Here is a 13,750-nt window from a genome sequence, read left to right on the forward strand (position 1 = left end):
TTACGCAAAGTCTTTCCTTTCTTATAAAAATACTACTTTCAGCCTCTAGGCAGCATGGATTCATAGTGATACCGTCAGCCTTCTTTAGATAAGGAAATGCGGTCATGAAAAATCTAATAGCTGAGTTGTTGCTTAAGCTTGCCCAGAAAGAGGAAGAGTCAAAAGAACTGGTTGCTCAGGTAGAAGCATTAGAGATTATCGTTACAGCGATGCTGCGCAATATGGCTCAGAACGAGCAGCAACTGTTGATTCATCAGGTTGAGGGCGCACTTGATGGCGTAAAGCCCGATGCCAGCGTTCCGGATAACGATACGGAGCTGCTGCGCCAGTATGTACAGAAGTTGTTGAGGCATCCTCGTTACTAGTTTTATTCAGCTTCTACGCTGTCATATACCTGTCATGTCAGAGACCTATAGTCGCTTTGTTTTTTATTTTAAGTGTATTAAGTACATGGAGAAAATAAAGTGAAACAAAGCGCTATCGCTCTTGCATTGTTACCGCTGCTGTATATCCCCGTTAGTCATTCTGAAACATCATCAATGTCGGTACTGGAAAACCGTGCCGCGCAGGGTGATATTACAACGCCAGGCGGAGCACGCCGATTATCGGCCGATCAAACACAAGCATTGCGCGAATCACTGAATGATAAACCAGCAAAAAATATTATTTTATTGATTGGCGATGGTATGGGTGATTCAGAAATTACCGCTGCGCGAAATTATGCTGAAGGTGCAGGTGGTTATTTTAAAGGGATTGATGCCTTACCGCTGACCGGTCAATACACCCATTATGCGCTGAATAAAAAAACCGGTAAGCCGGATTACGTGACAGATTCTGCTGCGTCGGCAACCGCATGGACAACCGGCGTGAAAACTTATAACGGCGCGCTGGGCGTCGATATTCACGAAAAAGATCACACGACGCTGCTGGAAATGGCGAAAGCGGCGGGGCTGGCGACGGGTAACGTCTCAACCGCAGAGTTGCAGGATGCCACGCCTGCCGCGCTGGTGGCGCACGTCACGTCACGTAAATGCTATGGCCCGAGCGTAACGAGCGAGAAATGCCCGACGAATGCGCTGGAAAAAGGTGGCAAAGGCTCAATAACCGAACAACTGCTGAATGCCCGTGCGGATGTGACGCTGGGCGGCGGCGCGAAAACGTTCGCCGAAACCGCGACGGCGGGCGAGTGGCAGGGGAAAACGCTGCGTGAACAGGCTCTGGCCCGGGGTTACCAACTGGTCGGCGACGCGGCCTCACTGGCGGCAATCGGCGAAGCCAGCCAGGACAAACCGCTGCTGGGACTGTTCTCTGACGGCAACATGCCTGTGCGCTGGGAAGGCCCTAAAGCGTCTTATCACGGCAATATTGATAAGCCCGCCGTGACCTGTACGCCGAATCCAAAACGCGACGATACCGTGCCGACGCTGGCGCAAATGACCGACAAAGCCATTGAGTTGCTCAGTAAAAATGAGAAAGGATTCTTCCTGCAGGTGGAAGGGGCCTCTATCGATAAACAGGATCACGCCGCCAATCCTTGCGGACAGATTGGCGAGACGGTGGATCTGGACGAAGCCGTACAGCGCGCGCTGGCCTTTGCGAAGAAAGAGGGTAACACGCTGGTGATCGTCACCGCCGATCACGCCCACGCCAGCCAGATCGTCGCGCCGGAGACAAAAGCGCCGGGTCTGACCCAGGCGTTAAACACCAAAGATGGCGCCGTGATGGTAATCAGCTACGGTAACTCCGAAGAGGAATCTCAGGAGCATACGGGCAGCCAGCTGCGCATTGCGGCCTACGGTCCTCATGCGGCCAACGTGGTCGGGCTGACCGATCAAACCGATCTGTTCTATACCATGAAAGCGGCGTTAGGCCTGAAATAATCCAGCCCCCGGCAGGATAACGTTTGCTGTCGGGTGGTTTTTTTATTGTTAGCAGCCAGACTTATCTGAATATCCCCGCGTTTACCTGCGGGAGATAGTCGAGTGAATACTCAAAAAGGATGGTGCTATGAAAATAACATTACTGGTTACCCTATTGTTTGGGTTGATCTTTTTAACGACCGTTGGTGCGGCGGAGAAAACATTAACGCCGCAGCAGCAGCGCATGACCACCTGTAATCAACAGGCGACGGCGAAGACGTTGAAAGGCGATGCCCGTAAGACATACATGAGCGATTGCCTTAAAAACAGTCAGTCAGCTCCCGGTGAAAAAAGCCTGACGCCGCAACAGCAAAAAATGCGCGAATGCAACGTCAAGGCGACGGAACAATCGCTGAAAGGTGACGACCGCAGTAAGTTTATGAGTGCCTGCCTGAAGAAAGCGGCGTAGCCCCGACGTAGTGCTAACGGGTGAGCAAAGAAAAACGCTCACCCGAAATATCATACTTTCCCCGCCAGACCCGTCTCTATAATTTGGGAAAATTGTTTCAGAATGTTCCCAAAAAATAATGAATGACGAAAACTTTTACAAAAAAGCGGTCGACCTGGATGAAGAGTCTTTTTCATCGCAGCAAAATGACCATCAACGCTCTGGACTGCGATTCGCCCGGCGAGTGAGAGTGCCGCGTGCAGTGGCGTTGGGGGGGATGTTTTTCCCTGTCGCCGCAGCGCTGGTCGCGAATCCCGTATCCGGCGTCTGGTGGCTGTTGCTGGTGGGATGGGCGTTCGTCTGGCCGCACCTGGCCTGGCAAATCGCCAGCAGGGCCGTCGATCCGCTGAGTCGGGAATTTGCCAATTTAAAAACGGATGCGGTCCTCGCCGGAATGTGGATAGGTCTGATGGGGGCCAATGCACTGCCCTCCACCGCGCTGTTGATGATCATGTGCATGAATCTGATGGGCGCAGGCGGCGCGCGACTGTTTATCACCGGGCTTGCCCTGATGGTGATCGCTTGTCTGGTCACGCTGCAGCTGACGGGCGTCTCTCTGGCCTTAAGAAGCGCACCACTGGAAGGAGGGCTGACGCTGCCGGTCATGGTGATATACCCGCTGTTATTCTCCTGGGTCAGCTATCAGGCCGCGACAAAACTGGCGCAGCACAAGCGTCGGTTGCAGGTGATGAGCACCTGTGACGGCATGACGGGGGTCTACAACCGGCGGCACTGGGAAATATTACTGCGCAATGAATTTGAGCACAGTCGTCGCCAGCATCGGGATGCCACGCTGCTGATCATCGATATCGACCACTTTAAGAGCATTAACGATACCTGGGGACATGACGTTGGCGACGAAGCCATTCTGGCGCTGACCCAGCAGTTGAGAATGACCCTGCGCGGGAGCGATGTGATCGGGCGTTTTGGTGGTGATGAATTTGCGGTGATCATGTGCGGTACGCCAGCGGAGAGCGCCATAGCGGCGATGTCGCGGGTTCATGAGGGGTTACAAGGGCTACGCCTGGCCTGCGCGCCGCAGGTTATTTTGCATATCAGCGTCGGCGTTGCACCGTTAACCCCGCAGTTCGGTCACTATCGGGAATGGCTGAAATCAGCCGATCTGGCACTCTACAAAGCAAAGAATGCCGGACGTAACCGCACCGAAGTGGCGGCCTGACGTCCGGTTGTTCACTCAGGACTTACTGAGTTTCTCTGACTTCTCCATACACTTCGCCATCGCTTCAATCACTGCCGCGCGAAATCCTCGCTCTTCCAGTACGCGGACTGCTTCAATCGTCGTGCCGCCAGGCGAACAGACCATATCTTTCAGTACGCCAGGATGCTCGCCGGTTTCCAGCACCATCTTTGCCGAACCCATGACCGCCTGAGCGGCAAATTTGTAAGCCTGCGCGCGCGGCATCCCGCCCAGTACAGCGGCATCGGCCATTGCTTCGATAAACATAAAAACATACGCCGGGGCGGAGCCGCTGACGCCAACCACCGGGTGAATCATCGGCTCGGCAATGACTTCGGCTTCGCCAAAGCAGCGGAAAATATTCAACACGTCAGCGGTATCTTCCGGGGTAACCAGCGCGTTTGGCGTCACCGACGTCATCCCGGCATTAACCAATGATGGCGTATTCGGCATCGCACGTACGATTTTCCGGTCATGCCCCAGCGCGCGGGCGAGTTGATCGAGGGTTACGCCTGCTGCAATAGAGACCACCAGCGACTCTTTATTGAGACTGGAGGTGACTTCGCTGAGTACTTTGATCATGATGCCCGGCTTCACGGCGCCGAAAACAATATCCGCCACCTGGGCCACTTCCTGAGCGGACTGCGCGGCGTTGATACCGTACTGGTCATGCAGCGCGGCGACTTTATCGGGGGAAGGGGTGTAGACCCAGATCTGGCCGGGAAGCACCTGACCGCTGGCAATCAGGCCGCCGAGGATCGCTTTCCCCATATTACCGCAGCCGATAAAACCGATTTTCTTCTCCATCTCGTCACTCCCTATGGGTGATAGTTGTTGTTTTGTTTGATAAAGCCTAGCTTAGCGCGGATTGAAAGACGCATGAAGGATAAACAGCACTTTGCCGCAGCGCAAAAGCACGAGACAATAGCCGATTGCACAAGAAACGGGAGACAGTATGACCATATGGGTGGATGCGGATGCGTGTCCGAACGTAATTAAAGAGATCCTCTATCGTGCTGCCGGGCGCATGCAAATGTCGCTGACTCTGGTAGCGAACCAGAGCCTGCGCGTGCCACCGTCACCGTATATCCGTACGCTGCGCGTTCCTGCGGGCTTTGACGTGGCGGACAACGAGATTGTGCGTCAGTGCGCGGCAGGCGATCTGGTCATCACTGCCGATATCCCGCTGGCCGCTGAGGTGCTGGCGAAAGGCGCATCTGCGCTCAATCCGCGTGGTGAACGCTACACCGAATCGACCATTCGTGAACGTTTGACGATGCGCGATTTTATGGATACGTTGCGCGCCAGCGGGATCCAGACGGGTGGGCCGGATAGCCTCTCTGCGCGCGATCGCCAGCATTTTGCGGCGGAGCTGGAAAAGTGGTGGCTGGAAGTTCAGCGCAGAAAAGCGTGAATGTAATTTATTTTTTACACTTTCCTCAGCGCCATTTCTTGATATAGTAGGGCATGCATTGATGTTTCTACTTTGAGTGGAATAAATTCTTTACACTTAACGCTGTACTAGTTTGATGGTATGATTATTCCTTTAATGACATCTGATCCCGCAGCTTTGCGGCTTTCTGGGGAACGCCCACTATGACGCAACCGCTTTATCTTGTTGGCCCACGCGGCTGTGGAAAAACAACGGTTGGCATGGCGCTGGCTACGGCAATTGGCTGTCGGTTTGTGGATACCGATCAATGGCTGCAGTCGCAGGTACAAATGACCGTGGCGGAAATCGTCGAGCGTGAAGGCTGGCCGGGATTTCGCGCCAGAGAAACGGCCGCATTGGAGGCGGTGACCGCGCCGTCGACGGTCGTCGCGACGGGGGGAGGAATTATTCTCACCGACTATAACCGCCATTTTATGCGTGATAACGGCATCGTCATTTATTTAAGCGCGCCGGTCCCAACGCTGGTTAATCGTCTTGAGGCGTCGCCTGAAGAGGAGCTGCGTCCCACGCTGACCGGTAAACCCCTGAGCGAAGAGGTGCAGGAGGTGCTGCAACAGCGGGACATGTTGTATCGCGAGGCGGCCCATTTCATCATTGATGCAGCGAAATCACCCAGCCAGGTGATTTCTGAAATTCAGCGCAGGCTGGCGCAGTGCGCGCTGCGCAGACAAGGCGGGGTCTATACTTAAACTTCATTCGACAGAAGGAAGCACTATGCCAACCAAACCGCCTTATCCACGTAAAGCGTATATTGTCACCATTGAGAAAGGGACGCCGGGGCAGACGGTCACCTGGTATCAGCTGCGCGCCGATCACCCGAAACCGGATTCGTTAATCAGCGAGCATCCCAGCGCGCAGGAAGCGATGGATGCGAAAGCCCGTTACGAAGATCCCGATAAAACCTGATGACTGAACGGCTCGGAATGGAATCTGAGTGAGTGCAAACCCTACCAGCATCACATTTTTCACCGAAGAATCGTTGTACCTGAAAACTAACATCAAACAATAACAATCTATTACTGGAATTATCTGGAATCTTTACACAGCGATTTGTGCTGCACCTGCTACGCTTTTTTGCATTTGCAAAGGTAAGTGTCGGCAGTGGTGCAGCGCATTTACCCGGGAATAAACGACGAAGTAAAAAAGAAGGTGGAAAAAATGAGTGCGTCGTTGGCTATCCTCACCATCGGTGTTGTACCCATGAGTGAAGTTTTACCGCTTCTGACCGAGTACATCGACGAACAACATATCACCCATCACAGCCTGCTGGGAAAAATGAGCCGTGATGACGTTCTGGCTGAGTACGCAATCGATTCCGGCGAGGAGCCGCTGCTCACTCTGCTTAACGATAATCAACTGGCTTATGTCTCGCGCCAGAAAGTGGAACGCGACCTGCAAAGCGTCGTCGAAGTGCTGGATAACCAGGGCTACGATGTCATTCTGTTGATGAGTACAGCTTCAATTAACAGCATGACGGCGCGTAACAGTATTCTGCTGGAGCCGCTGCGCATTATTCCGCCGCTGGTGGCCTCGATTGTCGATGGGCATCAGGTGGGGGTGATTGTGCCGGTGGAAGAGCTGATGGCGGCCCAGACGGAGAAATGGCAGGTTTTGCAGTCTCCTCCTGTCTATTCTTTGGCAAATCCGGTACATGGAAGCACGCAGCAGTTGATTGATGCCGGCAAAGCGCTGCTGGAGCAAGGGGCGGATGTCATTATGCTCGACTGCCTTGGTTTTCATCAGCACCACCGCGATGTCCTGCAAAAATCGCTGGATGTTCCGGTGCTGCTCTCTAATGTGCTGATCGCGCGGCTGGCTTCAGAACTGCTGGTTTAATTTTACGTGACAGGCCAAAGGGCTGGCCCCTATATTGGTTGTCAATTTACCAACGAGACAGGGCCCGTTTATGCTTCAAAGTAACGAATACTTTTCCGGCAAAGTAAAATCAATCGGCTTTACCAGCAGCAGTACTGGCCGTGCCAGTGTGGGCGTGATGCTGGAAGGGGAATACACCTTCGGCACCGCAGAGCCTGAAGAGATGACGGTGGTGAGCGGCGCGTTGAATGTGTTGTTGCCGGATGCTACCGAATGGAAGGTGTATGCCGCAGGAGAGGTGTTCAACGTCCCGGGTCATAGCGAGTTTCACTTACAGGTCGCCGAACCGACCTCATATCTTTGCCGCTATCTGTAATGATTTTCCCTCTCCGTGTGGAGAGGGAATATTGTTTAGCGCTGCGCTTCGCCGCCTAACCCTTCTACCAGATTCTGAATCAACGCCGCCAGTTCACCGGTCATCAGGATAAAGTCCGCGTCAAAACGCTGGGCGAAATCTTCCCGGTCGATATCTTCGTTTTGATCGCGCAGTTCGTCGCTGAATTTCAGACGCTTGATCGAACCGTCATCGCAGATCATAAACTGAATACGCTGCTGCCAGTCGAGCGCCAGCTTGGTCACCACTTTACCGGCTTCAATGTGGACGGCTATTTCGTCGCTCACCAGATCCTGTTTTTTCGCCCGGATCACGCCGCCGTCTTCCAGCATCGCTTTCAGTTCGGCTTCGTCGAGTAACTGGAAGCCCTGAGCCACGGTGCCGGAACGCACCCATTCGGTAAGCGTCAGCTCAATCGGGTTTTCCAGCGCCAGCGGAACCACTGGCAGAGAACCGAGGCTCTTACGCAGCAGCGCCAGCGTATCTTCCGCTTTTTTCGCGCTTGCGCAGTCCACCATGATCAACCCGTTCACGGTGTCGATCCACATCATGGTCTGACTAAAGCGGCTAAAGGCGCGTGGCAGCAGCGAATGCAGCACTTCATCCTTCAGCGAGTCTTTCTCGGTTTTCTTCAGTTTGCGCGCCTGCTCGGCTTCCAGTTTGGCGATCTTCGCTTCCAGCGCCTGTTTGATCACCGGAGAGGGCAGGATCTTCTCTTCTTTACGCGCGCAAATCAAAATCTGGCCGTTGTTGGTATGCGTCAACGCATCGCTGTGCGATCCCATTGGCGGCACCCAGCCCGTTTTTGCCATATCCTGGCTACCGCAAGGGGTAAACGTCATCGAGGCTAGCTGTTTTTCCATCTCCTCGGCACGCAATGAAATATCGCGGCTAAGACGGTAAACCATTAAATTTTTGAACCACAGCATGATAATTTCCACGGCCTTGTCGTTAAATTCAGCGCGTATAGTAACGAATTGTCGGCGGGCTTGCATTGCCATTCCCAATGCCTCGCTCTACTCTGTTGATATTCCCTAAAAAATGAGGAACACCGTGTGCGTATTGGGATTGATTTAGGCGGCACCAAAACGGAAGTCATCGCGCTCAGTGAGGCCGGGGAGCAACGGTTCCGCCATCGTCTGCCGACGCCGCGAAACGACTATCAGCAAACCATCGAAACCATTGCCACGCTGGTGGCGATGGCGGAAAAAGCCACCGGGCAAACGGGCACGGTGGGGATCGGCATCCCCGGTTCCATTTCGCCCTATACCGGTGTGGTGAAGAATGCCAACTCCACGTGGCTGAACGGTCAGCCGTTTGATAAAGACCTCAGCGCACGTCTGCAACGTGACGTACGTCTGGCGAATGACGCGAACTGTCTGGCGGTTTCTGAGGCGGTCGATGGCGCCGCTGCCGGGGCGCAGACGGTTTTTGCGGTGATCATTGGTACCGGTTGCGGCGCGGGCGTGGCGCTTAACGGTCGGGCGCACATCGGCGGCAACGGTACGGCGGGCGAGTGGGGGCACAATCCTTTGCCGTGGATGGATGAGGATGAGCTTCGCTATCGTGAAGAAGTCCCCTGTTACTGTGGAAAACAGGGATGCATTGAGACGTTTATTTCCGGCACCGGGTTCGCCACCGATTACCATCGCCTGAGCGGCAATCCGCTTAAAGGCAGTGAGATTATCCGCCTGGTGGAGGCGCAAAACGCGCTGGCTGAACTGGCGCTCAGCCGCTATGAACGGCGTCTGGCGAAATCGCTGGCCCATGTGGTGAATATTCTCGACCCCGATGTTTTCGTCCTCGGCGGCGGGATGAGCAACATTGATCGCCTGTACAAAACGATTCCGCCGCTGATTAAACAGTTTGTGTTCGGCGGGGAGTGCGAAACGCCGGTGCGCAAAGCCCTGCACGGCGACTCCAGCGGCGTGCGTGGCGCCGCGTGGCTGTGGCCACAGAAATAGTGGCAGGGGGAGGCCGGAGGGCGACGCCAGTGCGCCTTATCCGGCCTGCGGCACCCGCAGACATGACGTCACCCACTATTCCACTGCAAACATTTTGTCGAGTTTGCTGTAGCCCAGCCCGTTGATTTTCTTCACCTTAATCTGCACCGGAATACGTTCTTTCATCGCTTCCACATGGCTAATCACGCCGATGGTTTTTCCGCTGGCATTGAGCGCATCCAGCGCATCGAGGGCGGTATCCAGCGTTTCACTGTCGAGCGTGCCGAAGCCTTCGTCAAGGAACAGCGAGTCAATGCGCGTTTTGTGGCTGACCAGATCGGAGAGTGCCAGCGCCAGCGCCAGGCTGACCAGGAAGCTCTCGCCACCGGAAAGGGTACGGGTATCACGCACGGCGTCGGCCTGCCAGGTGTCGACCACCTCCAGTTCCAGCGCTTCACTGGCTTTGCGCTGCAGCAGATAGCGTCCATGGAGGCGGGTCAACTGATTGTTCGCCAGCCACACCAGGTTATCCAGGGTCAGCCCCTGGGCGAATTTGCGGAATTTATCGCCCTCTTTAGAGCCGATCAGCGCATTCAGATAGCCCCAGTCCTCAACCTGTTGCATCGCGTTGTCGATTTTTTGCATCAACGTCTGCTGCTGTTGGCGATTATCGCTATCTTGTTTTAGCTGTTGGCGTATTTCACCCTGACGTGTGGCATTGTCTCGCACCCGGTCATTTAGCTGCGCCACGGCTTGCTGAATGTGTTCAATCGACTGCGTGAGATCCAGTCCCGCAGGCGGCTGTTGCTGATGCGCCGCCAGCGCCTGGGCTGACTGCGCGGCGAGGGTCTGTGCCTGCTGAAGCTGGTTTTCCAGCGACTGCTTAAGCTGTTCCAGACGCGCGATCGCTTCGTCATCCAGCAGCGCGGCAAGAAATGCCGCCCGATCGGCAAACAGGCTGTGCGCAAGCGCGGTATCGAACTGCGCCTGCGCATCGGCGGCGCGCTGAGTCTCCTGCTGCTCCTGCTGTTGTAACGTCTGTAACTGACTGTGCAGCGATACACACTCATCGTGAACCTGACGCCAGTTTTCCAGCGTCACGCTCTCATCATCTTCTGCGTCGGTACCGGCGGCAGGCAGCGTCTCGAGCAGCGGGGTGAGCTGCGCGATGCGCGCCTGCAACGCCGTCAACTCCGTCTGCCGCTGCTGCCACGTTTGTGCATCTGCCGCACGGGCGTTTAACCACGCTTCTTCGCTGCCTTCTTCAGGAAGTGACAACGTATAGTGGCTTAACTGCGCCGACAGCGTTGCCTGGCGCCGATCGATTTGCTGACGGAACTGCTCCACCTGTTGCGCATGGGCGGTGATTTGTGCCTGTAGCTCATGGCGTTGGCTGAGCTGATAGAGCTGCTGCTCGTGCTCGTCCTGTACCGTCAGCCAGGGCTGAATATCCTCATGCGGCTGTAACGTGACGTTCAGTGCGCCGATCGCGGTTTGCCACTGTTGAGTGAGCGCTTGCTCCTCTTTAGCCAGCGTCTGCGCTTCGCTTTCGTCACGCTGTAGCTGCTGGTTTAGCGCTTCTGACTGTCCACGCAGGGCGGCACCTTCGTCAGCCAGCACTTTAACCTCTTTTTCCAGCGCGTCGCGTCGCGCCTGATTAACGACTGGCTCGAGCGCCTGATACGCCGAGACTGCGGGATGGGCGGTTGAACCGCAAAGCGGGCAGGGCTGACCGGACTGTAGCAGCGCACGCTGGCTTTCCAGGTTTTTGATCCGCGCTTCCTGTTCGCAAAGGGTTTTAACATCCTGATACTGCTGATATTTGTCTTTATACTGCTGACGCTTTGCCTCCAGCAGGGTATTGCGCCGGGCCAGCTCTTGCTTGTTGTGCGCAATCGCTGCCTGAAGTTGACTCAGACGCGCCAGCCGGGGAACGAGCTGACCGTGTAGCGAAAGCAATTGCTGGCGCAGAGGACGCTGCTGCGCATGCTGCGCCAGCGCCGTCGCAACCTCATCTGCCGTCATATTGAGCGTCACCGGCGGCAGTGCTTCCAGCTTACGGCTATCGTTTACCTGCTGTTGCTGCCATTTTGCCAGTTGAATCTTATCGCTGGCCTGCTGAGCAAACAGGGCTCGCCATCCTCCTAACTCGTTGCTCCATAAGCGAAAGCGATCGTGCGCGATTAGCCATTCGTTCAGCGTCTGTTGCGTGGCGAGCAGGGCGGTGGACTGCCGCTCAGCCTGGCGGCGCATGCGGTCGCGCAGCGAGAATCTGCTTTGTAAGCGAGCATTCACTTCGTTTATCTGCTGGCGGGTGCGGGTGACGGTAGCCGATTGTTCCTGAATGCGCTCCCACAGTGGGCGTAACGCTCTGGCAGGTTGTGCCAGGCTGAGCGTCGCCAGCTGTGGCTGGGCGTTTTCCAGCGCCTCCTGCGCAACCCGCTGCGCCTGCTGACGCTGGTTTGCGTCGGCCTGTAGTTCGTGTTGACGCGTCAGCCAGTTTAACTGCTGCTGTCCGGTCTGCTGTTGGGCGACCAGCTGTTTCTCTTCGTCAGTGAGCGCCTGCAAACTTTCTGTCAGCGTCTGCAACGCCTCTGGCGCTAACAGCGTAACGCCGCTGGCCTGCGCCTGTAATTTTTCCAGTTCGGTGCGCGCGGTTTTGTGCTGCTCAAAAACCTGGGCGGAGATCTGGCCATAAATTTCCGTGCCGGTCAGTTCTTCCAGCAGTTCCGCACGCTCCTTCGGTTTAGCGTTGAGGAACGCAGCAAACTGCCCCTGCGAGAGCAGCATTGAGCGGGTAAAGCGACCATAATCCAGCCCGGTCAGATCCGCCGTCATCTCCAGTTTGTCCTTCACCTTATCGGCAAGGATTTTCCCATCGGCGCAGCGCGCCAGTTCAACGCGCGGAACCTGTAAATTGCCGTCGGGCTGGTTGCGCGCGCGGTTCTGGCTCCAGAACGCACGATAAGCTTCGCCTTTGACTTCAAACTCCACTTCCGCCAGACATTCCGCCGTATCGCGGGTCATCAGATCGTTTTGCGATTGCGACACGGTATTCAGGCGAGGCGTCTCGTGGTACAACGCCAGGCAAATCGCATCGAGCAGCGTGGTTTTGCCGGCCCCGGTGGGACCGGTAATGGCAAACAGACCGTTGCTGGCAAACGGCTCTGCTGTGAAATCGACCTTCCATTCCCCTTTCAGTGAGTTGAGGTTTTTCAGGCGTAGACTGAGAATCTTCATGCCTCATGCTCCCCGGAAAGTGTCTGTAACGTGCGGTGAAAAAGTGATGTCAAACGTTCGCACTGAGGCGGCTCAAGTTCTTCCAGCGCCAGGCGGCGTGAAAATACCTCGTCCACGCTCAGTTCGCTCAGCGTTTCCCGGCGTTCGTTACTCAACATGCGCTCGCGCTGCTCCCGGCTGCGGCGGACTAACAGCACCTCAACGGGCAGCGTTTCCGTCAGCGCCTGAATTTTACGCTGCATATCATGCAGGTATTCATCGGTGGTGATTTCGATATCCAGCCAGACCGGAGGGCTTTGCTCGCTATCGCGCCACTGCTCCAGCTGTTCGGTAATCGCGGCGAGATCGCCTTTCAACACCGCCAGCGGTTGTGTGACCGGAACGGTGAGTTCTTCGACGCTGGCTAACTTGCCGTCCAGGAAGTCCACCCGATGCACGTATTTGTTTTTGCCGCATTCGTCAAAACTCAGCGCGATGGGGGAGCCGCAGTAGCGGATATGCTCTGTGCCGCCAATCTTCTGCGCCCGATGGATGTGGCCCAGCGCGATGTAATCGGCGGGCGGGAAGTTCTGTGCCGGAAAAGCATCCAGCGTGCCAATATAAATGTCACGAACGGCGTCACTTTTACTGGCGCCGACGGTGGTCAGGTGGCCGGTGGCAATAATCGGCAGGGCGAGATCGCCGCGCAATGCGCAGGCAGCCTCGTATTGCTGTTGGTAATAGTCGGTGATGGCACCCAGCAGATGCTGCTGTTTTTCTTGACCGGACAGGCCCGCCTGGCTGCTGATAATGTCGCGCGGGCGTAGAAACGGCACCGGACACAGCACTGCGCCAGGTTGACCGTCGCGACGATTCAGTATTTGCGGCGCGCAGCCAGCGCTGGCCACAACCGTGGTATTGAGAAACGCCAGAATCTCGCGGGATTCATTCAGCGTAGCGACGGAGTCATGGTTTCCTGCTAATACCACCAGATGACAGCCCGTTTGCTGCAGGTTGACCACAAAACGGTTGTAGATCTCACGGGCATAGCTTGGCGGTGAGCCGGTATCGAAGATATCGCCTGCAACGACTATCGCATCCACCTGCTGTTCGACCGCCGTTTCCAGCAGCCAGTCGAGAAAGGCCTGATGTTCAGCGGCGCGGCTTTTGCTGTAAAAATTTTGTCCCAGATGCCAGTCAGAGGTGTGAAGGATGCGCATAACGGTTCCATGGCAAAAAAGCATAAAGGGGATTATAACCATTCGTGGGCTGTAATATCTCGTTTCTCGGGTGTCATAAATCAACAACCTAAGGTTAACGTCAGCACGCATTTTCATAAATCTGTCATAAAACTGACGCAT

General features: G+C 55.5%; 14 protein-coding genes. 10 read left to right on the forward strand and 4 right to left on the reverse strand.

From position 1 onward, the window contains the following. The first annotated feature begins 104 nt into the window (after window positions 1–104). The 4 genes from iraP to adrA all read left to right on the forward strand — a co-directional run bounded on the left by iraP (window position 105) and on the right by adrA (window position 3,547). On the forward strand, window positions 105–365 hold the full coding sequence (iraP, locus tag QQZ17_RS20420; protein WP_152405694.1) for an anti-adapter protein IraP: 261 nt from the start codon (window positions 105–107) through the stop codon (window positions 363–365). A gap of 99 nt (window positions 366–464) precedes the next feature. Then, window positions 465–1,880, forward strand: coding sequence for an alkaline phosphatase (gene phoA / locus QQZ17_RS20425; protein WP_152405693.1), 1,416 nt, complete (start codon window positions 465–467; stop codon window positions 1,878–1,880). Between the two features lie 127 nt (window positions 1,881–2,007). Next, entirely contained in the window at window positions 2,008–2,328 is a 321-nt protein-coding gene (gene psiF / locus QQZ17_RS20430) for a phosphate starvation-inducible protein PsiF (RefSeq protein ID WP_152405692.1), read from the forward strand. A 118-nt stretch (window positions 2,329–2,446) separates the two neighbouring features. Then, window positions 2,447–3,547: a diguanylate cyclase AdrA gene (adrA, locus tag QQZ17_RS20435; protein WP_152405691.1), complete on the forward strand. Its 1,101-nt coding sequence runs from the start codon at window positions 2,447–2,449 to the stop codon at window positions 3,545–3,547. A gap of 15 nt (window positions 3,548–3,562) precedes the next feature. Here adrA and proC read toward each other — a convergent pair whose 3' ends face one another. After that, window positions 3,563–4,372: a pyrroline-5-carboxylate reductase gene (proC, locus tag QQZ17_RS20440; protein ID WP_152405690.1), complete on the reverse strand. Its 810-nt coding sequence runs from the start codon at window positions 4,370–4,372 to the stop codon at window positions 3,563–3,565. Between the two features lie 148 nt (window positions 4,373–4,520). Between proC and QQZ17_RS20445 the strand changes: the two genes are divergently transcribed. The 5 genes from QQZ17_RS20445 (at window position 4,521) to ppnP (ending at window position 7,209) form a co-directional block, all read left to right on the forward strand. Next, entirely contained in the window at window positions 4,521–4,979 is a 459-nt protein-coding gene (locus QQZ17_RS20445; protein WP_152405689.1) for a YaiI/YqxD family protein, read from the forward strand. A gap of 182 nt (window positions 4,980–5,161) precedes the next feature. After that, a complete protein-coding gene (gene aroL, locus QQZ17_RS20450; protein WP_152405688.1) occupies window positions 5,162–5,707 on the forward strand; it encodes a shikimate kinase AroL in 546 nt (181 codons plus the stop codon). 25 nt (window positions 5,708–5,732) lie between these two features. Then, complete coding sequence (gene yaiA, locus QQZ17_RS20455; RefSeq protein ID WP_152405687.1) at window positions 5,733–5,924, forward strand: protein YaiA; 192 nt, start codon at window positions 5,733–5,735, stop codon at window positions 5,922–5,924. A 252-nt stretch (window positions 5,925–6,176) separates the two neighbouring features. Next, window positions 6,177–6,854, forward strand: coding sequence for an AroM family protein (locus tag QQZ17_RS20460; protein ID WP_152405686.1), 678 nt, complete (start codon window positions 6,177–6,179; stop codon window positions 6,852–6,854). A 70-nt stretch (window positions 6,855–6,924) separates the two neighbouring features. Then, window positions 6,925–7,209: a pyrimidine/purine nucleoside phosphorylase gene (gene ppnP, locus QQZ17_RS20465; RefSeq protein WP_046476127.1), complete on the forward strand. Its 285-nt coding sequence runs from the start codon at window positions 6,925–6,927 to the stop codon at window positions 7,207–7,209. 35 nt (window positions 7,210–7,244) lie between these two features. Here the strand turns inward: ppnP and rdgC are convergent, their stop codons facing one another. Beyond that, window positions 7,245–8,156: a recombination-associated protein RdgC gene (gene rdgC / locus QQZ17_RS20470; protein ID WP_042324859.1), complete on the reverse strand. Its 912-nt coding sequence runs from the start codon at window positions 8,154–8,156 to the stop codon at window positions 7,245–7,247. 126 nt (window positions 8,157–8,282) lie between these two features. On the opposite strand from rdgC, the gene mak reads away from it, so the two are divergent. After that, entirely contained in the window at window positions 8,283–9,191 is a 909-nt protein-coding gene (mak, locus tag QQZ17_RS20475; RefSeq protein WP_152405685.1) for a fructokinase, read from the forward strand. A 75-nt stretch (window positions 9,192–9,266) separates the two neighbouring features. Here the strand turns inward: mak and sbcC are convergent, their stop codons facing one another. Both sbcC and sbcD read right to left on the reverse strand, forming a co-directional pair. Beyond that, entirely contained in the window at window positions 9,267–12,410 is a 3,144-nt protein-coding gene (gene sbcC / locus QQZ17_RS20480; RefSeq protein ID WP_152405684.1) for an exonuclease subunit SbcC, read from the reverse strand. Continuing rightward, window positions 12,407–13,609, reverse strand: coding sequence for an exonuclease subunit SbcD (sbcD, locus tag QQZ17_RS20485; protein ID WP_152405683.1), 1,203 nt, complete (start codon window positions 13,607–13,609; stop codon window positions 12,407–12,409). Before sbcD ends, sbcC begins: the two co-directional genes overlap by 4 nt. Window positions 13,610–13,750 lie beyond the last annotated feature (141 nt).

This window comes from Citrobacter sp. T1.2D-1, from assembly GCF_950098555.1.
Taxonomy (GTDB): domain Bacteria; phylum Pseudomonadota; class Gammaproteobacteria; order Enterobacterales; family Enterobacteriaceae; genus Citrobacter_A; species Citrobacter_A telavivensis.

Coding starts and splice junctions, on each gene's coding strand:
- rdgC (WP_042324859.1), bottom strand. CDS start 8,156: ATGCTGTGGTTCAAAAATTTAATGGTTTACCGTCTTAGCCGCGATATT.
- aroL (WP_152405688.1), top strand. CDS start 5,162: ATGACGCAACCGCTTTATCTTGTTGGCCCACGCGGCTGTGGAAAAACA.
- adrA (WP_152405691.1), top strand. CDS start 2,447: ATGAATGACGAAAACTTTTACAAAAAAGCGGTCGACCTGGATGAAGAG.
- yaiA (WP_152405687.1), top strand. CDS start 5,733: ATGCCAACCAAACCGCCTTATCCACGTAAAGCGTATATTGTCACCATT.
- psiF (WP_152405692.1), top strand. CDS start 2,008: ATGAAAATAACATTACTGGTTACCCTATTGTTTGGGTTGATCTTTTTA.
- sbcC (WP_152405684.1), bottom strand. CDS start 12,410: ATGAAGATTCTCAGTCTACGCCTGAAAAACCTCAACTCACTGAAAGGG.
- sbcD (WP_152405683.1), bottom strand. CDS start 13,609: ATGCGCATCCTTCACACCTCTGACTGGCATCTGGGACAAAATTTTTAC.
- iraP (WP_152405694.1), top strand. CDS start 105: ATGAAAAATCTAATAGCTGAGTTGTTGCTTAAGCTTGCCCAGAAAGAG.
- proC (WP_152405690.1), bottom strand. CDS start 4,372: ATGGAGAAGAAAATCGGTTTTATCGGCTGCGGTAATATGGGGAAAGCG.
- QQZ17_RS20445 (WP_152405689.1), top strand. CDS start 4,521: ATGACCATATGGGTGGATGCGGATGCGTGTCCGAACGTAATTAAAGAG.
- QQZ17_RS20460 (WP_152405686.1), top strand. CDS start 6,177: ATGAGTGCGTCGTTGGCTATCCTCACCATCGGTGTTGTACCCATGAGT.
- ppnP (WP_046476127.1), top strand. CDS start 6,925: ATGCTTCAAAGTAACGAATACTTTTCCGGCAAAGTAAAATCAATCGGC.